We start from the raw sequence: 26,341 nt of genomic DNA on the forward strand, positions 1-26,341 counted from the left end.
CCAACGAGGCCGACGCCAACGCCGGTCGCAAGTTGCTGTCCTGGGTCCGCGAGGCCGGCTTCGACCACGCGGGTGCGCAGGTCGGTGGACAGCCGGGCGAGCTCGCCCACGGCCTGACCCATCTGACCGAGCACCTCCGAGGACGACGCCGCCGAGGACGCGACCCCGCCGATGTTCACCGCGATCTCCCCCGACCCCGTCGCCGCCTCCGCCACACCCCGCGACATCTCGTTCGTCGTCGCGGTCTGCTCCTCGACCGCCGAGGCGATCGTCAGCTGGTAGTCGTTGATCGAGGCGATGATCGCCGCGATCTGCCCGATCGCCGCCACCGCCCCCGTGGTGTCCGCCTGGATCGCCTCCACCCGCCGCGCGATGTCCTCCGTCGCCCGCGCCGTCTCCGACGCCAGCTCCTTGACCTCCCCCGCGACCACCGCGAACCCCTTGCCGGCCTCCCCCGCACGCGCCGCCTCGATCGTGGCGTTCAACGCCAACAAGTTCGTCTGCTCCGCGATCGACGTGATCGTCTTGACCACGTTCCCGATCTGCTGAGACGACTCCCCCAACCGGGCCACCTGATCGTTCGCCGACTCCGCCGCCGCCGTCGCCTGACCCGCCACCTTCGCCGCCAGGTTCGCGTTCTGCGCGATCTCCCGGATCGAGGCACCCATCTGCTCCGCACCCGCCGCCACCGCCTGCACGTTGCGCGACACCTGCTCCGCCGCMGCMGCCACCACACCCGCCTGCGCCGACGTCTCATCCGACCCCGCCGCCACCTGGTCCGACGACGCCGACAGCTCCTCCGCCGCCGCCGCCACCGTCTCCGAGGTCTCCACCACACCGGCCAGNGACGTCTCATCCGACCCCGCCGCCACCTGGTCCGACGACGCCGACAGCTCCTCCGCCGCCGCCGCCACCGTCTCCGAGGTCTCCACCACACCGGCCAGGGTGCGCTGGAGCGAGTCCTGCGCGATGGTCAGCGAGCTGGCCATGCGACCGATCTCGTCGCGGCTGTGCACGTCGGCGCGCAGGGTGACGTCACCGCGGGCCAGCGCCTCGAGCGACCCCTGCACGCGCTGCACCGACCTCCGGATGGCCCCGGCGACGACGGCGCCGAGCGCGGTGACCCCGATGATCGCCAGCAGGAGGGTCGCGATGAGCACGGTCGAGGCGCGGTCCGCCTCGGTGCGCGCCTCGTGCGCGATGCTCTCCGCGTACTCGTCGCCGGCGAGCGCCGCCGCGTCGAGCGCGTCCACGTAGGTGGACTTCAGCGGCTCGGTGACGTCGTTCAGCACCTGCTCGTACAGGGCGGTGTCGCCGCTCGTCGCGGCCGGCACCAGCTGCTCGTCGCGGGCGGCGCGCCAGGCGTCGAAGCCGGTGCGGAAGTCGGCCCACGTGGGCACCACGTCGCCGCCCGCCGCCTCGAACTCCGCGATGGCCGCGTCGATCTCGGCGTCGTTGTCCACCTGCTCCTGGAGCCAGTGCTCCTGGGCCTCGGGGCTGCGCGTCGCGCCCAGCTGGGCGACGATCATGCGGGCCTTGAGCTGGTCCTGGTGGACCGTGCTCAGCGGCGCCATGATCGTCGTCACGGTCGTCGAGAGCTCTTCGGTCTGGCCCGCCATCTGCTCCATGGTGATCAGCGCGTAGACGCCGGACCCCGCGGACGTGATCGCGAAGATCGCGGTGAGGGCGAGGATCTTGGTGCGGACGGACCGGTCGGCGAACCACGCGCCACGGCGCGTCGTCCGGCCCTCGGCCGCGGGCTGGGTCGTCGACATGGGGTGCCTCTCTTCGCGCATGACCCCCGGTGGGCCTGCACTCCGCCGATCGGTCGGCACGCCCCTGCGGTGAGCAGTCAGCCGGGTGAAGACCCGGACAATTGACTTGCCCCAGGCATGCGTCAGGCCGCGGCGGCCTGGTCGACGTCGAGCACCAGCAGCAGGCCCGCCTCGAGCTTGTGGGCGCCCAGGATGAGCGGGCGCAGCGCGGCGTCGAGCGTGTCGGGGGGTCCCTCGAACGAGCCCGGGCCTACCTCGACCACGTCACCGATCTCGTCGACCAGCAGGCTGACGGGCTCGCCGTCCACCTGGACCACGACCATCATCGGCTCGGTCAGGTCGGCGCGGCGGGACAGTCCCAGCCGGGTGCGCAGGTCGATCGTGAGGACCACCTGGCCACGCAGGTTCACCAGGCCGGCGACCGTCGGCGGCGCCAGCGGCACCCGGGTACGGGCGTGCGAGCGCAGGGCCTCCTGCACACGCACCACGTCGATCCCGTAGAGGCTGCCGTCCAGCGTGAACGTCACGTACTGGCTCATCGTGCGGCTCCCACCAGGTCGGGGTGCCCGGGGAGTCCGGCGAGCTCGTCGAGCTCGTCGGACGACGTCGGTGCGGTGTCGTAGAAGGCGTGGTCGGCCGCGAGGATCGCGGTCCGGACGTCGAGCAGCTCGGTGACGCGCTCGCCGAGGACCGTCGAGCCGACCAGGCCGTGGTCCTCGATGTCCGAGTGGCGCGTGACGTCGTCGTCGACGATGTCGACGATCTCGTGCACCACCAGGCCGACGCTGCGTCCGGCCCGGCTGTAGACGACCACCAGCAGCTCCTCGCCCAGCTCGTCGCCGTAGCCGCCGAGGACGCGGTCGAGCCGGGCCAGCGGCAGGATCGTCCCGCGGTACTGGACCACCTCGCGCCCCCCGACGAGCTCCACGTGCGCGGCCCTGACATGCTCCAGGCGGGCCACGGACGCGAGCGGCATGGCCACCCGACGACCACCGCCGATGCCGACGACGAGCACCTGCTCCATCGGAGCGGTACGCGTGGCAGCCTCCTGCGCACGCCGGGCGGCCTCGGCGCTCACCTGCTCCAGCACGCCGACCAGCGCACGACGCGCGATCGCCTGCACGTCGAGGATGAGCGCGACGCGCCCGTCCCCGAGCACGGTGGCCCCTGCGTACGCGCCGATGGACTTCAGTCGCGCCGACAGCGGCTTGACCACGATCTCCTCGGTGTTGAGCACCCGGTCCACCAGCAGCCCGAAGCGCTGGTGGTCCGCCTGCACGACCGCGATGACGCTCGAGCCCTCCGTCGGGCCGTCCTCCACGCCGAGCACCGACGCGAGCGAGACCAGCGGCAGCAGCTCGCCGCGCAGCCGGTAGACGGGGGCGGCGTGCACGTACTCGATCCCGGAGCCCGAGCGCTGCCCGTCCAGGGCGACGAGCTCGAGCAGGTTGACCTGCGGCACGGCGTACAGGTCGCCCGAGCACTCGACCGTGAGCGCCGGCATGATCGCCAGCGTCAGCGGGATGCGCAGGCGCCACACGGTGCCGCGGCCGACGGTGGAGTCCACGTCGACGGTGCCGCCGATCGCCTCCACCTTGGTGCGGACGACGTCCATGCCGACCCCGCGGCCGGACACGTTGGTGACCGCCTCGGCGGTGGAGAAGCCCGGCAGGAAGAGCAGCTGGAGCAGCTCGGCGTGGCTGACCGCCGCGAGCTGGTCCGCGGTGCGCAGGCCCTTCTCGACGGCCTTGGCCGCGACCCGCTCGGGGTCGATGCCCCGACCGTCGTCGGCGACCTCGACCACGACCTGGCCGCCCGCGTGGTACGCCCGCAGCGACAGCACGCCCCGGGGCGCCTTACCGGCGGCGACGCGCGCGTCGGAGGGCTCGATCCCGTGGTCCACGGCGTTGCGCACCAGGTGGGTCAGCGGGTCCTTGACCGCCTCCAGCAGGCTGCGGTCCAGCTCGGTGTCGCCACCGGTCATCTCCAGCTGCACCTCGCGACCGCACGCGGCCGCCAGGTCCCGCACGATCCGCGGCATCTTGGACCACACGTGCTCGATGGGCTGCATCCGCGTCTTCATGACGCCCTCCTGCAGCTCGCCGGCGATGAGGTTGAGGCGCTGCGCCGACCGCGCGAGGTCGACGTCGTCGGTCCCGGAGGAGAGACGGCTGATCTGGTTGCGCGCGAGGACCAGCTCGCCCACCTGACGCATGAGCGCGTCCAGCAGCTCCACGTCCACGCGGATGGAGGTGTCGGCCGCGCTGCGCAGCGCGCCGACCTCCTCGGGCAGGTGCTCGGCGACGGGTGCGGCGGGCTGGGTGGGGAGGACGGGGGCGGGCGGCTCGGGCACGGCGGTGCGCGCGACGATGATGCTCGGCGCGGGCGCGACGACGGGCTCGGCGACGGGCTCAGGCGCGGGTGTGGGCTCGGGGACGATAGCCGTGCGTCCGTCGCGGACCGCCTCGACCGCCGTGATGACGGCGTCGACGCTCACGTCACCCTCGGTGCCGTCGGCCTCGATCGCGGCGAGGATCTCGCGCACGACGTCGGTGAGGCGCAGGAGCACGTCGGTGGTCGGCTGGTCCATGGACCGGCGCCCGTCGCGGAGCTCGACCAGCAGGTTCTCACCGGCGTGCGCGACGCGCTCCAGGCGGCCGAACGCGAGGAACCCGCTGGTGCCCTTGATCGTGTGGATGGTCCGGAAGATGCTGCTCAGCAGCGGACGCGACCCGGGCGACTCCTCGAGCGCCACGAGGTCGCGGTCCAGCTGGTCGAGGTTCTCGTAGCTCTCGACCAGGAACTCACGGACGATCTCGTCGACGTCCTCCACGGTGTCCTCCCGCCCGCCGTGGACCTCGCGTCCCCGGCGTCCGACCTCATCGGTCGGTCGGCGGGGTTCCTGAGGGGTCCGGCTGGGCCGGGGCGGGTGACACGAGGCGCCGCAGGGCCGCGGCCGTCCGGTCGTCCGCGGCGACCGCGTCCACGTTGGCGGCGGTGAGGGCGTCCAGCACCTCCGCGCGGTGCACACGCACGTGCCGGGGAGCGTCGATCCCGATGCGCACGCCGTCGCTGCGGACCTCGATGACCGTGACGACGATGTCGTCACCGATCACGAGCCGTTCCCCCACGCGACGGCTGAGCACGAGCATGCGGTGACCCTACCCCGCGATCCCCCGTGCACCGCGAGGCGCCTCGCCCGCAGGTCCGAGGGCCTGCCCCAGCGCCGCGGCCCAGGCCACGGTGGTCGCGGGCACGCCGTCGACCCAGGCGACCGGCACACCCAGGTCCAGCACGGTGCCGGGCTGGGCCGTGTCGAAGAGCCCGCGCACGGCGACCGCGTCGACACCGCCCTCGCCACCCACCTGGGCCATCCACGTCGCGGCGTCGACCGTCTTGGTCCGCGCGTCGACCACGGCCCACACCTGGTCGGCTCGGGCCGCGCGCAGAAGTGCTGCGGCATCGGCCCGGTCCGCCGGGTCAGGCCCCACGGCGATCGCGACGATCCCCGGGTGCGGTGCGAGCGTCGCCCGCTCGCGCCAGGTGGACAGCTCGTGGGCGCCCGCGGCCCGCGCCAGGCCGGTGGACCTGCCCGCGCGCGCACCGGTCGCCACCACGGCGGAACGCTCGAGGCGCAGCCGCTCGGCGAGCAGGAGGGCCACGGCATCGACGTCCTCCTGGGTGCCGACCACCGCGATCACCTGTCCCGCCCCGCGCGGGGCGACCGGCGCGGCGGGCACGCGGGCGAGCACCGAGGGGAGGGTCAGCGGCTCGCCGCCGAGCAGCCGGTCCGGCACGCCCAGGGTGCGCAGCGCGACCCGCAGCGGGTCCTCGGGGGCAGGCGCCGGGATCTCGATGTCGGCAGGCTCCGGAGTTCCGGCCATGGACCGCATCTGGTCCAGGATCGCCGCGAACGAGGGGTCTCCGGTGGAGACGGTGGGACCTGTGGGCCCGGGACCGACCTCGGCGGTCGAGCCGTCCGGCAGTGCGTCGGAGGCGTCGGCAGCGTCGAGCAGGGCCTCGATGCCGGCGGCGGGTGCCATCGGCGCGCGGCGGGCACGGGGGCGAGCGGCGGGCGGCTCGGGCACGTCGACCGTCAGCTCGAACCGCTCCCGCGCGAAGAAGCCCGCGACCCCGCCGCTGCGCACCCGCTCGGCGCTGATGATCCGCGCCCCGGGACCCAGCTCGTCGCGCACCTGCGCCATGAGCCGCGCCAGGTCACCGCCCTCAAGCAGCAATCGCGTGGCCACCGCTCACCGCCCCGACGGTCTCCACCAGGGCGCCCACGCCCGTGACCTCGGCGTACGAGAGCACGGGCAGACGCGGCAGGCCCATCGCGACCAGGCGGCGCAGGGCGGGCCGGATGGCGGGCGCGCAGGCCAGCACGACCGTCCGGCCGTCCTGCTCGGCCGTCGCCACCGCGTCGCGCAGCTGCGCGAGCACCGACTCGAGCCGGGCCGGGTCGACCAGCAGGTGCGTGCCCTGCTCGCCCGGACGCAGCGACTCGACCAGCTGCTGCTCGAGCACGGCGTCCAGCGTGATCGCGCGCAGCGAGCCGTCCTGCACGTACAGCGAGCCGAGCGCCGGGCCCAGCGCCGCGCGGGCGGCCTCGACCAGGCCCTCGGGCTCGGTGCTGACGCGCGCCCGTAGGGTCAGCGACTCGTAGATCCGGCCCAGGTCGCGGATCGGCACCTCCTCGGCCAGCAGGCCCTGGAGCACCCGCTGCACCTCGCCCAGGCTCAGCAGGGTGGGGATGAGCTCTTCGACCACCGACGGGTTGACGCGCTTCACGCCCTCGGTGAGCACCCGCACGTCCTCGCGGCCCAGCAGCCGGGCGGCGTGCTGGCTGATGAGCGCGCCCAGGTGGGTGATGAGCACGGACACCCGGTCGACGACGGTCGCGCCGGACATCTCCGCCGCGTGCCGCAGCTCCGACGGGATCCACTTGCCCGGCAGGCCGAAGACCGGCTCGTGCACGGTGGTGCCGGGCAGGGATCCGAGGTCGTCACCGAGCGCGAGCATCCGCCCCGCGGGCGCCTCGCCCCGGCCGACCTCGACGCCCGCGATGCGCACCACGTAGGTCGAGCGCGGCAGGTCGACGCTGTCCCGGGTGCGCACGGGCGGCACGACGATCCCCAGCTCGAGGGCGGTCTTGCGCCGCAGGCCACGCACGCGGGCGAGCAGGTCCTGGTCCGGTCCGGAGCCGACGAGGTCGACCAGGTCCGGCGCCAGCAGGATCTCGAGCGTGTGCACGCGCATCTGCTCGATGAGCTGTTCGGGGCTGTCGCTGGCCGGCGCGGTCGCGGCGGTGACCGCACCGGCCTGCTCGGCGGCCGACTCCTTGGCCTCGGTGGCGCGGGACCGCTGCGCCACGAGCAGGAGCGCGGCGCCCACCAGGAGGAACGGCAGCTTCGGCATCCCCGGCAGCAGGGCCAGCGCGATGGCGCCGACACCCGCGATCACCAGCGCGGTCCGGGACTGGCCCAGCTGCTTGGCCGCGGCGGTGCCCATGTCCCCCTCGGCCGTGGCGCGCGTGACCACGATGCCCGTGGACACCGAGAGCAGCAGCGCGGGGATCTGGGTGACCAGGCCGTCGCCGATGGTCAGCAGGCTGAACCGCTGCAGCGACTCCGCCGGGGACATGCCCATCTGCAGCATCCCGATGGCGAACCCGCCCACCAGGTTGATGACCGTGATGATGATGCCGGCGATCGCGTCACCCTTGACGAACTTGGACCCGCCGTCCATGGCGCCGTAGAAGTCCGCCTCCGCAGCGACGTCCGCCCGCCGCTGCCGCGCCGTGTCCTCGTCGATGAGCCCCGAGTTCAGGTCGGCGTCGATGGCCATCTGCTTGCCGGGCATGGCGTCGAGCGTGAACCGCGCCCCGACCTCCGCCACGCGGCCGGCGCCGTTGGTGATGACGACGAACTGGATCACCACGAGGATCAGGAAGATCACCAGGCCGATGACGAGCGAGCCGCCGACGACGATGTGCCCGAACGCGTCGATGACCTGACCCGCGTACCCGTCCCGGAGCACCAGCCGGGTCGAGGCCACGTTGAGCCCCAGCCGGAACAGGGTGAACACCAGGATCAGCGACGGGAACACCGAGAAGTCCAGCGGTCGCTTGACGTACATGCTGGTGAGCAGGATGACCAGCGACACCGTGATGTTGATCGCGATGAGCACGTCGAGCAGGGCGGCGGGCAGCGGCACCACCAGCATCAGGACGATGCCCACCACACCGGCGGGCACGGCCATCTGGGCGACGGAGCGGTTCTTCATCAGGACCCTTGCTTCTCGGACGAGGAGGCGGACGGGGCCGGCGGGCGGGGTGCCCGGGCCGGCCGGCGGGCGGCGCGGGCCGTGGACCGGTGGTCGGTGGTGTCGTCGGCCGGGAGCGTGGAGCCGCCGGGGACGCGGTGCTGGCCGGCGCCTGCGCCACGGCGACGCAGGGCCATCACGAACGCGAGGACCCGGGCGACCGCGGTGAACAGGTGGGCCGGGACCTCCTGGCCCAGCTCGCACGCGGCGTGCAGGGCGCGCGCCAGCGCGATGTCCTCGACCATCGGCACCCGGCGCTCGGTCGCCTCGGCGCGGATGCGCGCCGCGACCGCGCCGGCCCCCTTGGCGACGACCTTGGGTGCTCCCGAGCCTGGCTCGTAGCGCAGCGCGACCGCCACGTGGGTCGGGTTGACCAGCACGACGTCGGCCGTGGCGACCTCCGACATCATCCGGTTGCGGCTCATCGAGAGCTGCTTGGACCGGATGGCGCCCTTGAGCATGGGGTCGCCCTCGGTGCGCTTGTTCTCCTCCTTGATCTCCTGGAGGGTCATCCGCGTCTGCTTGCGGTTGCGCCGCATCACGACCACCACGTCGGCGACCGCCAGCAGGATGCCCGCCGCGATCCCGGTCCGCAGGAGCGAGGCGGTGCCGTCGCCCGCCACGCCGAGCAGGTGCGACAGGGGCAGCTGGCCGGAGGCCATGAGGGTGGGCACCAGCGCCTGCAGCCCGGCCAGGAGCACGAGCGCGACGGCACCGGTCTTGAGCAGGGTCTGTGCGCCCTGCCACCAGGCCTGCGCACCGACCAGCCGCTTGGCGGCGTTCACGGGCTTGAACTGGTCCACGTGGATGGTGAACCGGCGCGGGTGGACCCCGCCCTGCGCCATGCCCACCGCCACCGTGACGAGCACCAGCACGACGAACAGGGGGGCGAGCGTGGTCAGCAGCGAGCGCAGCGCGTCGTCGAGCACCTGCACGGCACCCGCGGCGGTGGGGTTCCGGGCCACGTCGCGGACCGCCGCCAGCTGGTCGAGCGCGGCGTCCTGGCCCCGGGTGACCACCATCGGCAGCGTGAGCACGGCGGCACCCATCCCGATCCAGGCCGAGAGGTCCTGCGACCGCCCGAGCTTGCCCTTGCGGTGCACCTCCTTCATCCGCTGCGCGGTGGCCTTCTCGCTGCGCTCGCCGCTCTCGCTCACCGCGCCACCCCCAGCATCGCCTCGACCGAGCGCCCGGTCAGGCCCTCCACGACCGCCGGCAGCGCGAGGAACGCGAACGCGCCGAACGACAGGGTGAGCAAGATCTTCAGCGGGAAGCCCATCGCGAACGCGTTGAGGGCAGGAGCCACCCGGGTGAGCAGGCCGAGGCCGACGTCCGCGAGGAAGAGCACCACGAGCAGGGGTCCGGCGATCTGCATCGCCCCGACGAACATCTGCGACAGGCCGGTGGTCACTGCCTCGCCGAGCGCGCCCAGGTCGAGCACCGCACCCAGCGGCAGCGCCTCGAACGTGCGGACCACCCCCGCGATCACCACCTGGTACCCGTCGGTGACGAACAGGAGGACCAGGGCGGCCATCTGGTAGAGCCGCTGGAACTGGGCACCGCTGGTCATGCTCATCGGGTCGAACGCCGCCGCCATCTGGAAGCCACCGAACAGGTCGATCAGCGTGCCGGCCGACTGGACGGCCGAGAACGCGAGCATCACGAGGAACCCGAACGCGGCGCCGACCACCGCCTGCATCACGAGCGAGCCGACGAAGGCACCGGTCCCGTCGACCGCCACGGGCTCGAGCCGCGGCGTCACCGCCAGCGCGAGGGCCAGGGCGAGGGTCACCTTGACGATGCTGGGCACCGCGCGCTGCGAGAACGGCGGGGCGATCATGAGGAACGCGACGATGCGCACGCCGGCGAGCATCGTGGTCTGCACGCCCGCGAGCGGCAGCGCGACGGAGATCGGGTCCACGTCAGCCGCCGACGAGCATGGGGATGCGCGCGAACAGGTCGTGGGTGAACGCGACCAGCTCCGAGATCATCCAGTGCCCGCAGACGATGAGCGCGATCCCCGCCGCGACGGCCTTGGGCACGAAGCTGAGCGTGACCTCCTGGATCTGGGTCACCGACTGCACCAGCGAGACGATGAACCCGACCACTAGGGCGGTGACCAGCACCGGCGCGGAGAGCTTCGCCGCGAGCACGAGCGCGTCGATGCCGACGTCGAGGACGGCGTTGGTGTCCATCGCTACCCCGCCCCGGTGTACGAGCCCACGAGGGCGGTGACCACCAGGCCCCAGCCGTCGACGAGCACGAAGAGCAGCAGCTTGAACGGCAGGGCGATCATCACGGGGGGCAGCATCATCATGCCCATCGACATCAGCGACGCCGAGACCACCAGGTCGATGACCAGGAACGGCACGAAGATGACGAAGCCCATGATGAACGCCGACCGCAGCTCCGACAGCAGGAACGCGGGGACCAGGGTGCCGAACGGGACGGCCGACGGGTCCTCCGGGTTCTCCAGCCCCGCTGCGCGGGTGAGCAGGGCGAGGTCCTCCTCGCGCGTGTGCTCGAGCATGAACGCCTGGAGCGGGCCCTTGCCCACGTCGACCGCCTCGGTGAACGTCGCGTCCCCGGCGAGATAGGGCTGCACCCCGAGCTCGTTCACGTCCCCGATCACGGGCGCCATGATGAACAGGCTGAGGAAGAGCGCCAGTCCCGCGAGCACCTGGTTGGGCGGCACGCCCTGCAGGCCGAGCGCGTTCCGGGTGAAGGACAGGACGACGAAGATCTTGGTGAAGCTCGTGGTCATCAGCAGCAGCGCGGGTGCCACCGAGAGCAGGGTGATCGCGAGCAGGACGACGATCGAGCTGCTCGGCGCGCCGTTCACACCGTTGACCGCGAGCGTGACGGTGTCGCCCAGCGCAGGGACGTCCGGCGGCGTGGGCGGCGTGGGGGCGAAGATCATCGGCGCACCGTGCGGTCCTGCAGCGTGCGGACGGCGTGACGCCACGTCTCGGGCGCGAGGATCGAGCCCTGCAGCGTCGACGTCGGGGCGGTCTCGAGAGCCGCGCGCTCGAGGGCAGCGGGCTCGAGGGCAGCGGGCTCCGGGGACGCGGTCTCCAGCGACGGCGCCGGGCGTGGCGCGGGGACGCGACCGGTCGCGGAGAGTGCGGACGCCACCCAGTCGCGGCGCGGACCGGTCTGCTCGGCCACCGGCTCGGGCGGGAGCTCCACCACGGGGCCCAGCTCGGTGAGCAGCGTGACCTGCTGGTCGCCGTACCCCAGCAGCAGCCGGCGGTTGCCCACCGCGACGACCGCGACACCGGTGTGCCGGCCGACCGACTGGCGGCCGACGAGCTTGACGACGTGCTCGCGCGACGACCGCTGCGGCTGACCGCCACCGAACCGGCGGCCGATGAACCAGATGAGCCCGACCACGCAGGTCAGGGCCAGCAGCACCCGCAGCACGAGCATCGTCGAGACCATCAGACGACCGGCTCCGTGCCCGGCACGATCTCCGTCACCCGGATGCCGTAGGCCTCGTCGACGACGACGACCTCCCCGCGCGCGACGAGCCGGCCGTTGACCAGGACGTCGGCGGGGCTGCCGGCGGTGCGGTCCAGCTCCAGCACGGCGCCGGGCGCGAGCTCGAGCACCTGGCGCACGGGCAGCCGGGTGCGGCCGATCTCGGCCGTGAGGGTCATCTCGACGTCGTAGAGCATGCGCAGGTTGGCGCGCGGGGTCGGCGCGGTGGTGGTGGGAGCGGTCACCCGGGGGCCGCGGACGCGCAGCGCGAACCAGGCGACCGGCACACCCGCCTGCTGGAGCGCGACGACGTGGGTGTCCGGGCCGAGCACACCGGCGACCGGCTCGGACCTGCCGGGCTCGAGGACTCCGGCACCGAGCACCTCGGCCGCGGCCTCGAGCGCGGGACGCAGAGCGTCGGCGAGCGCGAGGGGCGTCCCCGCGGCCGCGCCGGACACGAGGGCGTCCTCGATCACGTCCGCCGCGACCAGGGCCAGCTCGGCACTGGGCGAGCCGACGAACGAGGCGACCAGGGCGGTCGCGCCCGTCGGGACGTCGGTGTGGTCCGCCGGCACCGCGACGAGCGACACGGCGGACGGGACGAGCTGAGCCGCGGCGGACGCTGCCGCGAGCGCGGTCGCGGCGGCGTCGACGTCGGCCGCGCTGCGAGCCGTCGGGACTTCGGTGACGTTCATGCGGGGTTCTCCTCGACGGTGACGACGCGGCAGGCAAGCCGGGACCCGTGGCTGCCGGCGGCGGCCTGGGCGAGCACGACCCCGTCGACGACCACGTCCAGCGGCTCGGTCGACGGGTGGGACAGGGGCAGCACGTCCCCCACCGTGAGGTGGACGACGTCGCGCGGGTGGATGACCACCGGGCGGAAGCGCACGGAGACCTCGACGGGGACGTCCTGCACCGCGCGCTCGAGGTCGATGTGAGCGAGCGCGGCGGCCCGGCGCTCGTCCTCGGAGCGGGCGACGGGGCCGTCCGCGGCGCGCAGCGTGGCGAGCATGGTGTCGGCCGGGAGCATGAGGGTCAGGGCGTCCTCGCGCTCGCCGACGCGCAGGGTGAAGGACGCGACGAGGACCGTGTCAGAAGCCCCGGCGGCCTGCACGAACTGCGGGTTGTACTGCACGCCGCGCACGGTGACCCCCAGCGGGGCCAGCCCCGCGAACGCGTACTCCAGGTCGCTGAGCGAGTGCTGGAGCAGGTCGCGCACGAGCGTGAGCTCGATCTCGGTGAGCTCGCGGCCCTCGCGGTCGTCGCCGCGCCCGTCGCCGCCGAACAGGTAGTCGATCCACACCATCGTCGCCGCGACCGGGAGCTGGAGCATCGCCGTCTGACGGGTCTGCGCGATCGTGCAGAGCACCATCGCGGTGGGCGTCGGCAGGAGGTTGACGTACTCGTCGTACGTACTCAGCGACAGCTCGTCCAGCGTGAGGTGGGTCAAGGTGCGCAGGCGGGCGGTGAGCTGGTTGCCGAACTGCCGGCCGAATCGCTCGAACGCCATCTCCAGGTGCCGCGCGTGCTCTCGCGGGAGCGTGAGCGGACGACGGAAGTCGTAGGGCTCTGGCTCGGCGGTGCGACTGCGACGCACGGCCGACGCCGAAGCTGTCGCCGAGCGCGCGGGCATCGTGTCCTGGACCGTCACGTGCTGCCCATCGGCGGGCGCGCACAGCTTGTGAGCGGTTGTCGCTGGATCTTCTCCGCACCGACCCGTCCTGGGTCGGTATGTCGTGCTGTGCGGAGCGGTGTGGCGCCCTCCGTGGCGCCCCGAACTGTGCAGGCCTCGGCCTGCGGCCGTGCCTACTGCGTGACGTAGTTCGTCAGGTAGACGTCCATCACCTCACCCTCGTAGGCCTCGGCGAGCTGGTGCGCCAGCTCGGCGGTCAGGGCGTCGCGCGTCGCCGGGTCGGAGACCTCGGCGACGGTGCGGCCCGAGAACAGGGCGATGGCCAGGTCGAGTGCTCGCGCGGTGTCCGGAGCCTCCTCGCCGGCCTCCTCCGTGAGCTGCAGTGCGAGGCCGAGGCGCAGGTAGTGGCCCTCGGCGAGGTTGAGGCTCACCGGTTCGACCGTGAGGACGGCACCGGGCACCGGCGCGGGCTCGGCAGCGGGCTCCCCGCCGCCCTTGCCCAGCAGGAGGTACGCGGCGGCACCCCCGGCCAGCAGCACCACCGCGCCGACGACGAGGAGGAGCTTCTTCCTGGTCTTCTTGGCGGGCTGCTCGGCCTCGACCGCGGGGGTCGACGAGGCCGACCCCCCGCCGATCTTGTTGCCGCCGATCTTGGCTCCGGAGACCACTCGCTGCTCGATGGGCATGGCGCTATCCCTTCGCGGTCAGGGCGGGGAGGAGCGCACGCACCTGCTCGGGTGCGGCGCTGAGGATGACGAGGTCGACGCGGCGGTTCTGCACGAGGGCGTCGGCCGACCCGTCGGCGACGAGCGGACGGGTGTCCCCGAAGCCGATCGCCATGATCCGAGCGCCGGGCATGCCGTCACGCTCGACGAGGTGCCGCAGCACCTGCGTCGCGCGGTCGGTCGAGAGCTCCCAGTTGGTGGCGTACCGACCCGAGACGGGGATCACGTTGGCGTGGCCCTCGACGGAGATCTGCTCCCCGAGGCCCACCAGCGACGGGGCCGCCACGTCCAGCACCCGGCGCGCGGTCTCCGTCATCTCGGCGCTCGCGGCGGCGAAGAACACGTCGTCGGCGACCAGGCCGAGCACCAGCCCGCGCTCGTCGATCCGGAACCGGACCGTGCCGTCGAGCCCGTTGGCCGCCAGGTTCGCGGCGATCATCGCCTGCAGCTCCTGCAGGTGCGCGGCCTCCTTCTCGGCCGCCGCCAGCACCGCCGGGTCCACAGACGTGGTCGCGGTCGTGGTGGGCTGCGGCACGGGCTCGGAGCCCTGCATCCCGAGGCCGTTGTCGGCGCTCACCATGCCGGCGGTGCCGGCGGCGGGACTGGTGTCCGGCACGACGCTCGTGCCGTCCATGGTCCCCGCGCTCCCGTCGAGCACTGACGGGGACGTCGTCGTGTCCTGGAACCCCGCCGAGAGGCTGTCCCGCAGGGCGACGTACTTGTCCTGGTCCACCTGGCTGATCGCGAACAGGACGATGAACAGGGCCATGAGCACGGTGATCATGTCCGAGTAGCTGATCAACCAGCGCTCGTGGTTGACATGCTCCTCCTCGTGGCCGCCCCCGCGGGCGCCTCGTCCGCGCTTGGCGCCGTGCGCGGTGGCGGTGCTCATGCGGCGGCCTTGGCGGACTTGGCGGGCGGCTCCTCGGGCAGCAGGCTGCGCAGCCGCTCACCCACGAGGCGCGGGTTGGCACCCGCCTGCACGGCCAGCAGGCCCTCGAGCGTGACCTCCATCTGCGCACACTCGAGGTCGGAGATGCGGCGGATCCGCGCCCCGAGCGGGAGCCAGACCACGTTCGCGGACAGGATCCCCCACAGCGTCGCGACGAACGCGGCGGCGATGGAGTGCCCCAGCTCGGCCGGCTTGGACAGGTTCTCCAGCACGTGCACCAGCGAGATGACCGTGCCGATGATGCCGATGGTCGGCGCGTACCCGCCCATGTCCACGAAGTACTTGGCGTGCACCCGGTCCCGCGTCCGCTTGGTCGAGATCTTGTCCTCGAGGATCGTGCGCAGGTCGTCCGGGTCGGTGCCGTCGATCGCCGCCTGCAGGCCGCCGCGCAGGAACGGGTCGTCGATGGTGCGCGTCGCGTCCTCGAGCGCCAGCAGGCCCTCGCGCCGCGCGCGGTCGGCCAGCTCGACCACGGTGTCCACGGTGGCGGCGGGGTCCGGCGCCTTGCTGCGCAGCGCGCGCGGCACGGCGGCGAACGACCCGACGACGTCCTTGATGGTGTGGCCGGCGATGCCGACGCCGACGGTCCCCACCCAGACGAGCAGCAGGGGGGCGGGCAGGAAGATCGACATCGGGTCCGCGCCCTCGAGGAACAGCGCCCCGAAGATGGCGGCGAACGCGATGCCGATGCCGATCAGGCCGGCGGGGTCCATCAGCCGCTCCTCGGTCGGAAGGGGACGGGCGGCGTGAACGTGCCACCCGGGGCGGGCTCGTCGGTGTCGTCGGGCTCGGACGGAAGATCCGGCACCAGCTCCATCCGCGGCTGGACCTGGATCTCCTGGGCGCGGGCGAGGATCTGCGCGCGCTGTTCCTGGATGCGGTCGATGACCTCGGGCATGGACTCGGCGACGATGTACTTGGTGCCGTCGATGAGGGTGAGGATCGTGTCCGGCGCGCTGTCGATGCGCTGGATGAGGTCGGGGTTCACCCCGAACTGCCCTCCGGCAAGGCGCGTCACGACAATCACGGCGATACCCGTCCCTGGTCACCTGCTCCTGCAGCGGCTGGTGCCGCTGCTCGGTCCCGTCCGTGGGCCCGCATGACCCTCCGATCGACCGGCACCCCGGGGATCTGAGGAGTCGTCCCCGACGGCTGTCGGGCAGCTACGGGGTGTAGGCCCAGTGCCACGGCTCGCGCGGGGTGTCCTCCACGAAGCCGTGCTCCGCCCCGTGCGCCCGCATCCACGCCTGAGCCGCCGGGCCGAGGTCGAGGTCGACGGCCATCCCCCAGCCGTGGTCGCTGGTGCCGGGTGCGGCCGCGAGACCACCCTGGCTGTACAGGCCCTTGCGCTGTGCGACGTCCACCTGCCCCGCGTAGGAGCGGTACGAGTCGGAGATGCCGACGGTCACCCCGTCGGCCGCCGCGGCGGAGATCAGGCCGGTGAGCGCCTGCGCGGCGGGTGCCCAGAGCCGATGGCCCGTGGTGCCGACCTCCTGCAGGGCCGACGCGGGGATCTTCCCGTTGCCGTACGCGGCGAGCTCGGCGGGCACCCCGTCGCCGTTGAGACGCGCGGCCGCGGGGGCCGGCGTGGTGCGGGCGACCTCCACGGCCAGGGCGTCCGCGAACGAGGTGCCCGTCGTCGCACCGCCGGTCGTGGTCGTCGGGACCACCACCGGCGGCGCCACGAGTGCCTGGATCTGCGCCATGCGCTGCGCGATCGCGGCGATCCCCTGCATGAGCCTGCCCCTTCCCGGACGAACCGTCAGCGCTTGAGGTTGACGAGCTCCTGCAGCACCTCGTCGGAGGTGGTGATGACCCGCGAGTTCGCCTGGAACCCGCGCTGCGCGATGATCAGCGAGGTGAACTCGGCGGACAGGTCGACGTTCGACATCTCGAGCGACCCACCGGCCAGCGACCCGCGACCGCCCGTGCCGGCCGCGCCGACCTGCGGGTCGCCGGAGTTCACCGACGTGCGGAACAGCGAGCCGCCGGCCTTCTCCAGACCCGAGGGGTTGGTGAACGAGCCGAGCGCCAGGCGGCCGATCGTCTGCTTGAGACCGTTGCTGAACGAGCCCGTGATCGTCCCGTCGGCGCCGAGCGCGAAGCTCTGCAGCGTGCCCGCGGCCTGCCCGTCCTGCGTCTTCGCCTTGGCGGTGTCCAAGCCTGCGAACCCGGACAGCCCGGAGATGTCCACCGCGACGCCGCCGACCGTGAGGGTGGTGGGCGTGGCCAGCGAGCCGTCGGCAGCGAACGTGAGGGCCCCAGGGGTGACCGTCGCGGTGCCGTCCGTGGCGGACAGGGACCAGCCGGTGGCGGTCTTGGTGAACGTGAGGGCCAGCTCGCGCTCGTTGCCGATGGCGTCGAACACGCCCACCGTGCGCTCCAGGACGGTGCCGACCGCGGCGTCCGCGTCGAGGTTGCCCTCGTAGGTGGCCGACGTCGTCGCGACCGCGGGCATGATCGCGCCCGCCGGGACACGCAGGTCGGAGAGCGGGCCGTTGGTGTCGACGACGCCGTTGACCGCCGCCCAGCCCTGCACCAGCGCGCCCTCGCCCGGGAGCACCATCTGGCCGGTGGCGTCGAAGTCGAAGGAACCGGCCCGCGTGTAGTAGGTCTCGGCGCCCTTGCGGACGACGAAGAACCCGTCGCCCTGGATCATCATGTCCGTGCTGCGCCCGGTGATCTGGGACGCCCCCTGCGTGAAGTTGGTGGTGATGCCCGCGACGCGCACACCGAGGCCGACCTGCGCAGGGTTGGTGCCGCCGGTGCCCGCCTGGGCGCCGCCCGCGTTCTGCAGGACCTGGCTGAGCGTGTCCTGGAACTGGGTCTGCGACGACTTGAAGCCGGTCGTGTTGACGTTGGCGATGTTGTTGCCGGTGACGTCGAGCATGGTCTGGTGGCTGCGGAGGCCACTGATGCCGGAGAAGAGCGAGCGGAGCATGTCAGGTTCCCTTCGAGAACGTCAGGCGGGGGTGGGCTTGGTGACGGACGAGACGGCGTCGAGCGCGACGGTCTGGTCGCCCACCGTCACTGTGGGCACGGAGCCGGCGTAGGAGACGCCGGAGACCGTGCCGGTGTGACCGCCGCCGTCGGCGTCGGCCCAGGTGACCTGCTGCCCCACCAGGGAGGCGGCAGCCATGCGCATCTGCAGTGCGAAGGACTCGCGCGAGGTGTCGGAGAGCTCGACGAGCTTCTCCATCGTGGTGAGCTGGGTGGTCTGCGCCATGAGCTGCGACGAGTCCATGGGGCTGCTCGGGTCCTGGTTGCGCAGCTGCGCGACCAGCAGGTCGAGGAACGCCTGCTTGTCCAGCTCACCGTTGCTGGCGGTGCTGGAGCCGGCGGTGCCGGTGCCGGTCGCGGCACGTGCCGCGCCGAACGACGAGACGTCGATGGACATGCTTCCTCCGGGGTTCTGGGGGACGGTCGGGTGGGTGTCAGGCGAGGAGGTCGAGCCCTCGGGACGGTGGCCGGTCGGGCGTCACGGGCACCGGGGTGCCGGGCTCGTGGACCGGCACCCCGGCCGGCGGCCGGGGCAGCGCACCGCGTGCGTCCGGCTCGCGTCCGTCGGACCGCCCGCCCTCGGGGCCCACGTCGACCGTGAGCCCGCTCGCCGCGAGGTCCCGGCGCAGGTCGGACAGGGCACCGCGCAGCGCCTCGCGGGACGCCTCGGTGGCGCCCACCAGCTCCACGCGGACCGACTCCGGCCCGATGTGGGCGACGATCCGCACCGGTCCGAGGTTCTCCGGGTCGACCGGGACCGTGAGGATGTGCCGCCCGCGACCGAGCCCGCCGGGACCGGTGAGGGCCGTGAGCCGTGCGCCGAGCTGCTCGGCGAGCGGCGGCGGGGTCGGCTGGGCCGGCACGGCGGGCACGGTCGGGGCGGTCGGGGTGGTGGGTGCGGGCGCGGTCGGCGCGACGACGGCCGCCGTCGGGACCGCGGTCGGGGTCGGGCTCACGACCGTCGGCTGGTCCGCCGCGGGCATGGGGGGCGTCGTGCCGGCCGGGGTGGTCGGGAGGGTGACCTGGTCGTCGGACACCGGCGCCGACGCCTGCGCGGGGCCGGCCGCGGGACGGTCGATGCCCGCGGCCACCCTGTCGACGCCGGCCGCGGTCGGCTGGGGCGGGTCGACCGCGACCGTCGGGGCGACGGCGGGCCGGCCGGCCGGCGCGGCGGTCGGGAGTGCCGGGGTGGCCGGTGCGGGGCCGGTGGTGGGCACGGGCGCTGCGGTGTCCGGGGCGACCGGGAGGGTCGGCGCGACGGCCGCGGGCGCGGGCACCGGGGTGGCGGTCGGCGGGATCAGGGCGGAGACATCGGTCATGACGACCGGAACGGTGGCCGAGACGTCGGTCGCGGTCGTGGTGCCGGTCGCCCCGGCGGCTGCCGCGGCGGTCTCGTCGTCCACCGCACCGGCCTCGGCCTCCGTCGTCGCGCCGTCGCGCGTCGTCGGCGAGCCTGTCCGTACGGTCGTCGGCTGCGGGGGCTCGTTCGTCGACCGGTCGCGGGTGCTCGGGGCGTCGGCCCGCGCGGACACCTGCTCGAGCACCTGGGCGAAGTCGCCCTGCGGCGCGGTCGCGACGGTGCGGGCGGGTCGCGCGGCGGCCAGCGGCAGTGCCGTGAGGGCGGCGGTCATGCGGTGGCGCCCAGTCCGGCGAGCGCCTGGAGTGCGGCACGCTGCGCGGCGGCGACCGCCGTACGGCTGTCCGTGGTCGCGGCCGCTGCGGCTCCGGCCTGCGGCAGGATGCGGCGGATGGCCGTCGGCTCCGTGTAGACGTCGCGGACGATCACCGCCTTGCCCGGCTTGGGGGCGTCGATCATCTTGCCGTCTCCCACGTAGATCCCGATGTGGCTGCCGCCGCCGAAGACGACGAGGTCCCCGGGCAGCGCCTGGTCGAGCGAGGGGACCGCGGTCCCCAGGGTCATCTGCTCGCGGGCGACCCGCGGCACGTCCGTGACGCCGATGTCGGCCAGCGCGCGCTGCACCAGCCCGGAGCAGTCGAGGCCTCCCTCGTCGAGCGACTCCCCGCCCCACACGTAGGGCACCCCGAGGTACGTCGTGGCCGCGGCGACGAGGTCCTGCCCGGTGGGTGCAGGACTCGACTGCGTGCCCGTCGACACGGTCGTGGCTGCGGCGAGCGCGGCGTCGAAGGAGACGCTCGGCGTCGTCGTGGCGACCTTCGCGGTGACCGTCGGCCCCTCGACCAGCCGGCGCAGCTCCCCGATCCGGGCCTGCACGGCCATGATCCCGGCGGTCATGCGTCCGACCCCCGGTCCTCGGCGACACGCCGGCCGGCCACCTCGTCGAGCACCTTCTGCTCCGCACGCGCCTCCTCGGCACGCTCGGCCTCGTCGTGCCGCTCCTCGAGCCGCTCGAGCGCCCGCACCCGCTGGCGCGCGTCGGTCCACGTCTGCGCGCGGTCGTCGGTCGCCGCCTCGGCGTGCACCACCTCGGTGCGCCGCTCGACCAGCAGCGCTCCGAGCGCAGCCCGGCCGGCGACCGCGGCGTGCCAGGCGAGGCGGTCGCCCACGGCGGGCATGGTCGACCCCGAGAGGCGCTCGGCGGTCTCCCGGGCGCGGCGCTCGGCGGACGCCTGCTCGCGGCGCGCCAGGGCCAGCTCGGACGCCGCCTGGTCCTCGGCCAGCGCGCGCAGGCGCAGCAGCCCGGCCAGCGGGAAGGCGCGGGTCACGACAGGTCTCCGAGGCCGTGCACGAGCGCGGCCAGGTGGGCCCACGACTGCTCGGCGGGCGCGGACTCGTCCATGCCCTGGCGCAGGAACGCGTCGATCGCCCGGCCGTGCGTGACGGCCGCGTCGACGAGCGGGTTGGAGCCCGCCACGTAGGCGCCGACGTCGAGGAGGTCCTGCGCCTGGCGGCGGGCAGCCATCACCGCGCGCAACCGGCGGGCGAGCAGCTGGCGCTCGGTCGAGGAGACCCGGGACGCGACGCGGCTGATCGACGCGAGCGCGTCCACGCTCGGGAAGTGGCCCGCGACGGCCAGCCGGCGGTCGAGGACCACGTGCCCGTCGAGGATCGAGCGGGCGGCGTCGGCGATCGGCTCGTTGTGGTCGTCCCCGTCGACGAGGACCGTGTAGAGCCCGGTGACCGAGCCGGTCGCGCCGGTGCCGGCACGCTCCAGCAGCTGGGCGAGCAGAGCGAACGTGCTCGGCGGGTACCCGCGGGTGGCGGGCGGCTCGCCGACCGACAGCCCGATCTCCCGCTGCGCCATGGCGACGCGGGTGAGCGAGTCCATCATCAGGACGGCGTGCGCCCCGCCGTCGCGCAGGTGCTCCGCGATCCGGGTGGCGACGAAAGCCGAGCGCAGCCGCACGAGCGGCGGCTCGTCGGAGGTCGCGACGACGACCACGCTGCGCGCGAGCCCCTCCGGGCCGAGGTCGTCCTCGAGGAACTCGCGCACCTCGCGCCCGCGCTCCCCCACCAGCGCGATCACGGACACCTCGGCGTCGGTGCCGCGCGCGATCATCGACAGCAGGCTGGACTTGCCGACGCCGGACCCGGCGAACAGCCCGAGACGCTGACCGCGTCCCACCGTCACCAGCGTGTCGAGGACGCGGACGCCCAGGTCCAGCGGGGCGTCGACGCGCGCCCGGTCCAGCGGGTGCGGCGCCTGGCCGTCCACCGGGACCCACGCGTCCGCGCGCAGCGGACCCAGGCCGTCGATCGGCCGCCCGAGACCGTCGAGCACCCGGCCCAGCAGCCCGGCGCCCACGGGGACGCGCAGCGCGGTGCCCAACGGGCGGACCGGCATGCCGGCGCGCATGCCGCGGGTGGCGCCGAGCGGCATGCACCGCACGGTGCTGCCGGTCGTGGCCACGACCTCGGCGAGCACGCCCGCCGACGACGGGTCGACCGCTCCGCCGTCGATCCGCAGCAGCTCGCCCACGGCGGCGCCCGTCCCGGCGACCTCGATCGAGAGGCCCACCACTGCTCTCACCGTGCCCACGACCTCGGGCGCGACGGCGTCGAGCGCGTCGTCCCAGCGGCTGCGCAGCGCGGTCGTCATGCGACGTCCCGCGAGAGAGCGGCAGCCGCGCGGTCCAGCGCCGCGCCGATGCGCGCGTCGAGGTACCCGTCGGCATGCCGCGCCACGGCGTCGCCGGGCGCGAGCGCTGCGTCCGCCACGAGCTCCACGCCGTCGGGCACCTCGGCGGCACCGGCGACGCGCAGTGCGTCGAGGTCGCGCGGGTGCAGGTGGACGGTCACGGTCTCGGGTGCGACCGAGCGGCGCAGGACCCGGGCCAGCGCCGCGGTCGCGGAGCGCTCCGCGTCGTCCAGCTCGACACCGAGCACGGCCCGGGCCAGCTCCAGGGCACCCGCGTGCAGGAGCGCCTCGGCCTCCGCGAGCACCGGTGCGGTGCGCGCCTGGGCAGCGGCCGTGGCCGCCGCGAGCACGTCGAGCGCGTGCGCCAGGGCCGCGGACGCGGCCGCGTCGGCCACGGCACGCGCGGCGGCGACGCGGGCGGCCTCCGCCGCGGCGGTCGCGGCTGCCTCGCGGGCTCCGGCGGCGAACCCGGCCGCGAAGCCCGCCGCCCGCGAGGCCTCACGGACCGCGACGTCCACCACGGGCACGTCGAGGACCGCGGGCCGGAAGGCGGTGGCGACGGCGGCCTGCGAGCGCGCCTGCGAGGCGGGCGCGCCGAGGGGCACGAACGACAGCTGCTCACGCAACGAACTCGTCCTCCCCGTCGCGACGGATGACGATCTGCCCGCTCTCCTCGAGCCGGCGGATCGCCTGGACGATCCCGGCGCGGGCGTCCTCCACCTGCGACAGACGGACCGGACCGAGCAGGTCGATCTCCTCGACCAGGTTCTCCCGGGCACGCTCGGACAGGTTGCGCAGCACGGTGTCGCGCACCTCGACCGAGACGCCCTTGAGCGCCACGGAGAGCTCGGAGGTCTCCACCTGCCGCAGGACCAGCTGCATCGCCCGGTCCTCGAGCAGGACGATGTCGCCGAAGACGAACATCCGGCTGCGGACCTCCTCCGCCAGCGCCTCGTCGCGGCTGGACAGCCCCTCGAGGATCAGCTTCTCCGTGGTGGGGTCAGCGCGGTTGATGATCTCGACGAGCGGCTGCACGCCACCGACGGGAGCCAGCTCGCGCGGCGCCAGCACGGTCGAGGCCTTGCGCTGGAGCGAGTCGGCGATCACGGCGACCACGTCGGGCGACGCCCGCTCCATGAGCGCGATGCGGTGCGCGACCTCGCCCTGCAGTCCCGGCTCGAGGCCGGCGAGGATGGCCGACGCGTGCTCGGGTCGCAGGTGGGCCAGCACCAGGGCGATCGCCTGGGGGTGCTCGCCGGACAGCAGCGAGATCACCTGGCGGGCGTCGGCCTGCTGGAGGAACTCGAACGGCTGACCGGCCATGCTCGTCTGGAGCCGCTCCATCACGCCGGCCGCCTGGTCGGCGCCGAGCGACGCCTCGAGCAGGTGCTGCGCGAGGCCCATCCCACCGCCGACCCCGGGACCGATGACGGACGCGGCGTAGAACTCCTCCAGCACCTCGTCAGCCATCGCCTGGTCGACGCGGTCCAGCCGCATGATCTCCGCGGTCAGCTCCTCGATCTCCGCGACGTCCAGCCGGGCCATCACGCGTGCCGCGCGGTCGCGACCGAGCTGGACCAGGAGCATCGCCGCCTTCTGCGACCCCGTCAGCGTGCTCATCGGCCACGTCCCGACGACGCGCCGGAGCCCACGAGCCAGCCGCGCAGCAGGTCGGCGACCTCGTCGGGCTGGTCGTCCGCGAGCGCTCCGATCTCCGCTCGCTTGACCGCGACCGGGTCGGGGGCGAGCTGCTGCGGACCGGCCGGGAGGGCCGGCAGGTCGTCGGCGGACACGCCCTCGATCCCGAGCGGGTCGTGCGGGCCGGGACCGAGCGGGATCTCGCCCAGGTCGATCGCCGTCCGCCGGGACCTGCCGGACCGCCGCGCGACGGCGATCACCACGATGATGACGAGCAGCAGGGCGGCTCCCGCGATCGCGGCCTGCCGGACGAACGACGTGCTGGCGGCCGCCTCGGCCTCGGCGTCCGCCGCAGCGAGAGCCGCCTCCGCCGTCTCCGCCTGCGACGTGTCGAACGCCATGCTCTGCACCGCGATCGTGTCGCCGCGCTCGGTGTCGATGCCCGCGGCGGCCGCGACCATCTGCGAGAGGTCCGCCATGTCGATCCCCGCGACGGCCTCGGTGTCGACCGCGACGGCGACCGACTGGCGCTCGACGGCGCCCGGCGCCGCGGTGGTGACCTCGGTGCTCTTGTTCACCGCGTTGGTGACGTCCTCGGTGGTCGACGTGTAGGTGCCCGTGCCGGAGGCGCCCTCGGGCACGGCGATGTTGTCGGGGCCCAGCACGCCCGTGGCCGTGCCCCCGGAGCCCGTGTAGTCCTCCGTCGTGGTGGACGACGCGAGCGGCGGTGTCCCCTCGGTGGCGGAGAACTGCTCCACGGTGCGCTGGGTCTCGTCGTAGTCCAGCTCGGCGGTCACCGTGACCGCGGAGTGCCCCGCGCCGACCACCTGGTCGAGCAGCGCCTGGACCGCGCCGCGCACCCGCTCCTCGTACTCGTTGGTCTGCCGGCCCGCGAGCCCGCCCCCTGTCGCGCCCGTGCCCACGGCGGAGAGCACCTGGCCGGTGGAGTCGACGACGGCGACGTCGGTGGGCTCCATCCCCTCGATGCCCGCGGACACCAGGTGCACGATCGACTGCACCTGGTCGGCGCCGAGGGTGACACCGGCACGGGTGCGGACGAACACCGACGCCGTCGGGTCCGCCTTCTCGGAGACGAACACCGAGTCCTCGGGCATGGCCAGCCGCACGGTCGCCGCGTCGACGCCGTCGATCGCACCGATCGTCTTGGCCAGCTCGCCCTCGAGCGCGCGCTGGTAGGTCTTCTGCTGCTGGAACTCCGAGGACGTCATCGGCATCTCGTCGAGCAGCGAGTACCCGCCGCCGTCCGCGTTGGTCGGCAACCCCGCGGCGGCGAGCTTGATGCGCTGGTTGTAGAGCTGGTCGGCCGGCACCATCACGGTGGAGCCGCCGTCGGCCAGCTGGTAGGAGACACCCGCGGACTCGAGCTCGTCGACGACCGCGCTGGCGTCCGCCCCCGACAGGCTGGTGAACAGCGGGCTCATGGTCGGCTTGGACAGCCAGCTGCTCAGCGCCACGGCACCGAGCACCAGCACCGCGACGCCGATGATCACGAGGGTGCGCTGGGCGAGCGAGAACTCCTTGGCCGCCGCCGTCATCCGGCTCATCGCCGCCTGCATCTGCGCGGGCATCAGGCCTGCATCCGCATGATCTCGGAGAACGCCTCGACGGCCTTGTTGCGCACCGCGGCGGTCAGCTCGATCGCGGTCGACGCCTCGGCCGCGGCGATCGTGTAGTCGTGGATGTCGTCGAGGTCACCGGTCACCGCCTGCACGGCGAGGTTGTTCGACGTCGCCTGGAGCCCCTGGAGCTGGTCGATCGAGCCGAGCACCGAGGCGAAGCCGGCGCCGGACGCGGGGTCGGTCGCCGTGGTCGCGGCAGTCGGGCCGACGAAGGACGTGGGGGTGACCGCGGACACCGCGGTGACGGGGAAGCTCATGCTCATCGTCCGATCTGGAGGGCCGCTGCGTAGGTCTCCTTGGCGCGGTCCACCACGGCGGCGTTCGCCTGGTAGCCGCGCTGGGCCATGATCAGCTGCGTCATCTGGCTCGACATGTCGATGTCGGGGTAGCGCACGTAGCCCTCGTCGTCGGCCAGCGGGTTGTCCGGCTCGTAGACGAGCCGGCCCTCCGCGGAACCCTCGACGATGCCGGCGACCTGGACGCCGCCCCCGTTCTGCATCTCCTGGGCGACCACGTACTTCTGCCGGAACGCGTCCTCGCTGGTCGCGCGGACCGTGCTGACGTTCGCCAGGTTGTCGCTGACCGCGTCGAGCCACTTGCGGTGCACGGTCAGACCCGTGCTCGCGATCCCGATCGCGCCGAAGATCGTCATCAGCTGGTCCGCATCGCGGCGCGCACCGACGAGAACTGGCCGGAGATCGCCTGGGTCGCCAGCTGGTAGCGCAGGTTGGTGTCGACGTTGAGCAGCGTCTCGGTGTCGAGGTTGACGTTGTTGCCGTCCTCGCGCGTCGGCTCCAACGACCGGGCCACCTGCGCCGTGACCGCGCCGCTGCCGTGCCGGACGGCCTGGCTCAGCTCGTCCTCGAACGAGACGCGCTGCGCCTGGAAGCCGGGCGTCTGGATGTTCGCGACGTTGTTCGCGATGACGCGCTGGCGCAGGGCGAGACCGTCGAGCGCGCTGTTGAGCGCGACGGAGCTCACGGAGTCGAACATGCCCATGACGGACCACCCTCACCGACGAGGAGACGAGGTCGGCCGATCCGTGGCCTGCTGTGCGAGCGATCCGTGCTCACTGTCCCCATCGGCCGCGACGCCGTGGTGTGGAGGACTTCCTGC

Annotated in this window: 30 protein-coding genes and 1 pseudogene; all 31 read right to left on the bottom strand. The window is 73.7% G+C overall.

The features are described 5' to 3' along the window. The coding region (locus ASD18_RS21370; RefSeq protein ID WP_235522190.1) for a methyl-accepting chemotaxis protein at nt 1-845 on the bottom strand (845 nt) is incomplete at both ends. A 1-nt stretch (nt 846) separates the two neighbouring features. Continuing rightward, nucleotides 847-1,796, bottom strand: a pseudogene (locus ASD18_RS21375) (MCP four helix bundle domain-containing protein); the annotation flags it as partial. Nucleotides 1,797-1,897: 101 nt separating this feature from the next. Continuing rightward, on the bottom strand, nt 1,898-2,314 hold the full coding sequence (locus ASD18_RS00010) for a chemotaxis protein CheW (protein ID WP_056085622.1): 417 nt from the start codon (nt 2,312-2,314) through the stop codon (nt 1,898-1,900). After that, nucleotides 2,311-4,608, bottom strand: coding sequence for a chemotaxis protein CheA (locus tag ASD18_RS00015; RefSeq protein WP_056085623.1), 2,298 nt, complete (start codon nt 4,606-4,608; stop codon nt 2,311-2,313). The genes ASD18_RS00010 and ASD18_RS00015 overlap by 4 nt, the downstream gene beginning before the upstream one ends. 46 nt (nt 4,609-4,654) lie before the next feature. Then, nucleotides 4,655-4,927 (bottom strand): carbon storage regulator CsrA, encoded by a 273-nt coding sequence (gene csrA, locus ASD18_RS00020; RefSeq protein WP_056085624.1) that lies wholly within the window; start codon nt 4,925-4,927, stop codon nt 4,655-4,657. A gap of 9 nt (nt 4,928-4,936) precedes the next feature. Then, nucleotides 4,937-6,025 (bottom strand): hypothetical protein, encoded by a 1,089-nt coding sequence (locus ASD18_RS00025; RefSeq protein ID WP_156387811.1) that lies wholly within the window; start codon nt 6,023-6,025, stop codon nt 4,937-4,939. Next, nucleotides 6,003-8,060, bottom strand: coding sequence for a flagellar biosynthesis protein FlhA (locus tag ASD18_RS00030; RefSeq protein WP_056085626.1), 2,058 nt, complete (start codon nt 8,058-8,060; stop codon nt 6,003-6,005). The genes ASD18_RS00025 and ASD18_RS00030 overlap by 23 nt, the downstream gene beginning before the upstream one ends. Next, a complete protein-coding gene (locus ASD18_RS00035; protein ID WP_056085627.1) occupies nt 8,060-9,256 on the bottom strand; it encodes a flagellar biosynthesis protein FlhB in 1,197 nt (398 codons plus the stop codon). The genes ASD18_RS00030 and ASD18_RS00035 overlap by 1 nt, the downstream gene beginning before the upstream one ends. Next, the gene (locus tag ASD18_RS00040) at nt 9,253-10,011 is read right to left on the bottom strand and encodes a flagellar biosynthetic protein FliR (RefSeq protein ID WP_056091232.1); all 759 of its coding nucleotides are present in this window, start codon (nt 10,009-10,011) and stop codon (nt 9,253-9,255) included. The genes ASD18_RS00035 and ASD18_RS00040 overlap by 4 nt, the downstream gene beginning before the upstream one ends. Before the next feature lie 10 nt (nt 10,012-10,021). Then, nucleotides 10,022-10,294 carry a flagellar biosynthesis protein FliQ gene (gene fliQ / locus ASD18_RS00045; protein ID WP_056085628.1) on the bottom strand — a complete coding sequence of 91 codons (273 nt, stop codon included), beginning with the start codon at nt 10,292-10,294 and terminating at the stop codon, nt 10,022-10,024. A 2-nt stretch (nt 10,295-10,296) separates the two neighbouring features. Next, entirely contained in the window at nt 10,297-11,064 is a 768-nt protein-coding gene (gene fliP, locus ASD18_RS00050; RefSeq protein ID WP_369817238.1) for a flagellar type III secretion system pore protein FliP, read from the bottom strand. Then, nucleotides 11,016-11,540 (bottom strand): flagellar biosynthetic protein FliO, encoded by a 525-nt coding sequence (locus tag ASD18_RS00055; RefSeq protein WP_056085630.1) that lies wholly within the window; start codon nt 11,538-11,540, stop codon nt 11,016-11,018. Before ASD18_RS00055 ends, fliP begins: the two co-directional genes overlap by 49 nt. After that, on the bottom strand, nt 11,540-12,274 hold the full coding sequence (fliN, locus tag ASD18_RS00060; protein ID WP_056085631.1) for a flagellar motor switch protein FliN: 735 nt from the start codon (nt 12,272-12,274) through the stop codon (nt 11,540-11,542). Before fliN ends, ASD18_RS00055 begins: the two co-directional genes overlap by 1 nt. Next, nucleotides 12,271-13,212: a flagellar motor switch protein FliM gene (locus ASD18_RS00065; RefSeq protein WP_056091236.1), complete on the bottom strand. Its 942-nt coding sequence runs from the start codon at nt 13,210-13,212 to the stop codon at nt 12,271-12,273. The genes fliN and ASD18_RS00065 overlap by 4 nt, the downstream gene beginning before the upstream one ends. 173 nt (nt 13,213-13,385) lie before the next feature. Further along, a complete protein-coding gene (gene fliL / locus ASD18_RS00070) occupies nt 13,386-13,898 on the bottom strand; it encodes a flagellar basal body-associated protein FliL (RefSeq protein ID WP_056085632.1) in 513 nt (170 codons plus the stop codon). A 4-nt stretch (nt 13,899-13,902) separates the two neighbouring features. Next, on the bottom strand, nt 13,903-14,829 hold the full coding sequence (locus ASD18_RS00075) for a flagellar motor protein MotB (protein WP_056085633.1): 927 nt from the start codon (nt 14,827-14,829) through the stop codon (nt 13,903-13,905). Beyond that, nucleotides 14,826-15,602: a motility protein A gene (locus ASD18_RS00080; protein WP_056085634.1), complete on the bottom strand. Its 777-nt coding sequence runs from the start codon at nt 15,600-15,602 to the stop codon at nt 14,826-14,828. Before ASD18_RS00080 ends, ASD18_RS00075 begins: the two co-directional genes overlap by 4 nt. After that, nucleotides 15,602-15,907 (bottom strand): flagellar FlbD family protein, encoded by a 306-nt coding sequence (locus tag ASD18_RS00085; protein ID WP_235522198.1) that lies wholly within the window; start codon nt 15,905-15,907, stop codon nt 15,602-15,604. The genes ASD18_RS00080 and ASD18_RS00085 overlap by 1 nt, the downstream gene beginning before the upstream one ends. Before the next feature lie 145 nt (nt 15,908-16,052). Continuing rightward, nucleotides 16,053-16,625, bottom strand: a complete 573-nt coding sequence (locus tag ASD18_RS00090; protein ID WP_056085636.1) for a D-alanyl-D-alanine carboxypeptidase family protein — start codon at nt 16,623-16,625, stop codon at nt 16,053-16,055. A gap of 26 nt (nt 16,626-16,651) precedes the next feature. Then, nucleotides 16,652-17,830, bottom strand: coding sequence for a flagellar hook protein FlgE (locus ASD18_RS00095; protein WP_056085637.1), 1,179 nt, complete (start codon nt 17,828-17,830; stop codon nt 16,652-16,654). A 21-nt stretch (nt 17,831-17,851) separates the two neighbouring features. Beyond that, nucleotides 17,852-18,286, bottom strand: a complete 435-nt coding sequence (locus ASD18_RS00100; RefSeq protein ID WP_056085638.1) for a flagellar hook assembly protein FlgD — start codon at nt 18,284-18,286, stop codon at nt 17,852-17,854. 37 nt (nt 18,287-18,323) lie between these two features. After that, on the bottom strand, nt 18,324-19,520 hold the full coding sequence (locus ASD18_RS00105) for a flagellar hook-length control protein FliK (protein WP_056085639.1): 1,197 nt from the start codon (nt 19,518-19,520) through the stop codon (nt 18,324-18,326). After that, nucleotides 19,517-20,143, bottom strand: a complete 627-nt coding sequence (locus ASD18_RS00110; RefSeq protein WP_056085640.1) for a C40 family peptidase — start codon at nt 20,141-20,143, stop codon at nt 19,517-19,519. Before ASD18_RS00110 ends, ASD18_RS00105 begins: the two co-directional genes overlap by 4 nt. After that, nucleotides 20,140-20,574 (bottom strand): flagellar export protein FliJ, encoded by a 435-nt coding sequence (gene fliJ, locus ASD18_RS00115; protein ID WP_056085641.1) that lies wholly within the window; start codon nt 20,572-20,574, stop codon nt 20,140-20,142. Before fliJ ends, ASD18_RS00110 begins: the two co-directional genes overlap by 4 nt. Next, the gene (locus ASD18_RS00120; RefSeq protein ID WP_056085642.1) at nt 20,571-21,908 is read right to left on the bottom strand and encodes a FliI/YscN family ATPase; all 1,338 of its coding nucleotides are present in this window, start codon (nt 21,906-21,908) and stop codon (nt 20,571-20,573) included. The genes fliJ and ASD18_RS00120 overlap by 4 nt, the downstream gene beginning before the upstream one ends. After that, nucleotides 21,905-22,573: a FliH/SctL family protein gene (locus ASD18_RS00125; RefSeq protein ID WP_056085643.1), complete on the bottom strand. Its 669-nt coding sequence runs from the start codon at nt 22,571-22,573 to the stop codon at nt 21,905-21,907. Before ASD18_RS00125 ends, ASD18_RS00120 begins: the two co-directional genes overlap by 4 nt. Beyond that, nucleotides 22,566-23,567: a flagellar motor switch protein FliG gene (gene fliG, locus ASD18_RS00130; RefSeq protein ID WP_056085644.1), complete on the bottom strand. Its 1,002-nt coding sequence runs from the start codon at nt 23,565-23,567 to the stop codon at nt 22,566-22,568. The genes ASD18_RS00125 and fliG overlap by 8 nt, the downstream gene beginning before the upstream one ends. Continuing rightward, entirely contained in the window at nt 23,564-25,174 is a 1,611-nt protein-coding gene (gene fliF / locus ASD18_RS00135; RefSeq protein ID WP_056085645.1) for a flagellar basal-body MS-ring/collar protein FliF, read from the bottom strand. Before fliF ends, fliG begins: the two co-directional genes overlap by 4 nt. Next, nucleotides 25,174-25,482: a flagellar hook-basal body complex protein FliE gene (fliE, locus tag ASD18_RS00140; RefSeq protein ID WP_056085646.1), complete on the bottom strand. Its 309-nt coding sequence runs from the start codon at nt 25,480-25,482 to the stop codon at nt 25,174-25,176. Before fliE ends, fliF begins: the two co-directional genes overlap by 1 nt. Nucleotides 25,483-25,484: 2 nt before the next feature. Then, nucleotides 25,485-25,877 (bottom strand): flagellar basal body rod protein FlgC, encoded by a 393-nt coding sequence (gene flgC, locus ASD18_RS00145; protein WP_056085647.1) that lies wholly within the window; start codon nt 25,875-25,877, stop codon nt 25,485-25,487. Next, nucleotides 25,877-26,218, bottom strand: coding sequence for a flagellar basal body rod protein FlgB (gene flgB / locus ASD18_RS00150; RefSeq protein WP_056091237.1), 342 nt, complete (start codon nt 26,216-26,218; stop codon nt 25,877-25,879). Before flgB ends, flgC begins: the two co-directional genes overlap by 1 nt. Nucleotides 26,219-26,341 lie beyond the last annotated feature (123 nt).

The sequence above is a fragment of the Cellulomonas sp. Root137 genome (assembly GCF_001426725.1).
Taxonomy (GTDB): domain Bacteria; phylum Actinomycetota; class Actinomycetes; order Actinomycetales; family Cellulomonadaceae; genus Cellulomonas.

Coding starts and splice junctions, on each gene's coding strand:
- ASD18_RS00010 (WP_056085622.1), bottom strand. CDS start 2,314: ATGAGCCAGTACGTGACGTTCACGCTGGACGGCAGCCTCTACGGGATC.
- csrA (WP_056085624.1), bottom strand. CDS start 4,927: ATGCTCGTGCTCAGCCGTCGCGTGGGGGAACGGCTCGTGATCGGTGAC.
- ASD18_RS00030 (WP_056085626.1), bottom strand. CDS start 8,060: ATGAAGAACCGCTCCGTCGCCCAGATGGCCGTGCCCGCCGGTGTGGTG.
- fliQ (WP_056085628.1), bottom strand. CDS start 10,294: ATGGACACCAACGCCGTCCTCGACGTCGGCATCGACGCGCTCGTGCTC.
- ASD18_RS00055 (WP_056085630.1), bottom strand. CDS start 11,540: ATGGTCTCGACGATGCTCGTGCTGCGGGTGCTGCTGGCCCTGACCTGC.
- fliN (WP_056085631.1), bottom strand. CDS start 12,274: ATGAACGTCACCGAAGTCCCGACGGCTCGCAGCGCGGCCGACGTCGAC.
- ASD18_RS00065 (WP_056091236.1), bottom strand. CDS start 13,212: ATGCCCGCGCGCTCGGCGACAGCTTCGGCGTCGGCCGTGCGTCGCAGT.
- fliL (WP_056085632.1), bottom strand. CDS start 13,898: ATGCCCATCGAGCAGCGAGTGGTCTCCGGAGCCAAGATCGGCGGCAAC.
- ASD18_RS00075 (WP_056085633.1), bottom strand. CDS start 14,829: ATGAGCACCGCCACCGCGCACGGCGCCAAGCGCGGACGAGGCGCCCGC.
- ASD18_RS00080 (WP_056085634.1), bottom strand. CDS start 15,602: ATGGACCCCGCCGGCCTGATCGGCATCGGCATCGCGTTCGCCGCCATC.
- ASD18_RS00090 (WP_056085636.1), bottom strand. CDS start 16,625: ATGCAGGGGATCGCCGCGATCGCGCAGCGCATGGCGCAGATCCAGGCA.
- ASD18_RS00095 (WP_056085637.1), bottom strand. CDS start 17,830: ATGCTCCGCTCGCTCTTCTCCGGCATCAGTGGCCTCCGCAGCCACCAG.
- ASD18_RS00100 (WP_056085638.1), bottom strand. CDS start 18,286: ATGTCCATCGACGTCTCGTCGTTCGGCGCGGCACGTGCCGCGACCGGC.
- ASD18_RS00105 (WP_056085639.1), bottom strand. CDS start 19,520: ATGACCGCCGCCCTCACGGCACTGCCGCTGGCCGCCGCGCGACCCGCC.
- ASD18_RS00110 (WP_056085640.1), bottom strand. CDS start 20,143: ATGACCGCCGGGATCATGGCCGTGCAGGCCCGGATCGGGGAGCTGCGC.
- ASD18_RS00120 (WP_056085642.1), bottom strand. CDS start 21,908: ATGACGACCGCGCTGCGCAGCCGCTGGGACGACGCGCTCGACGCCGTC.
- fliG (WP_056085644.1), bottom strand. CDS start 23,567: ATGAGCACGCTGACGGGGTCGCAGAAGGCGGCGATGCTCCTGGTCCAG.
- fliF (WP_056085645.1), bottom strand. CDS start 25,174: ATGCCCGCGCAGATGCAGGCGGCGATGAGCCGGATGACGGCGGCGGCC.
- fliE (WP_056085646.1), bottom strand. CDS start 25,482: ATGAGCTTCCCCGTCACCGCGGTGTCCGCGGTCACCCCCACGTCCTTC.
- flgC (WP_056085647.1), bottom strand. CDS start 25,877: ATGACGATCTTCGGCGCGATCGGGATCGCGAGCACGGGTCTGACCGTG.
- flgB (WP_056091237.1), bottom strand. CDS start 26,218: ATGTTCGACTCCGTGAGCTCCGTCGCGCTCAACAGCGCGCTCGACGGT.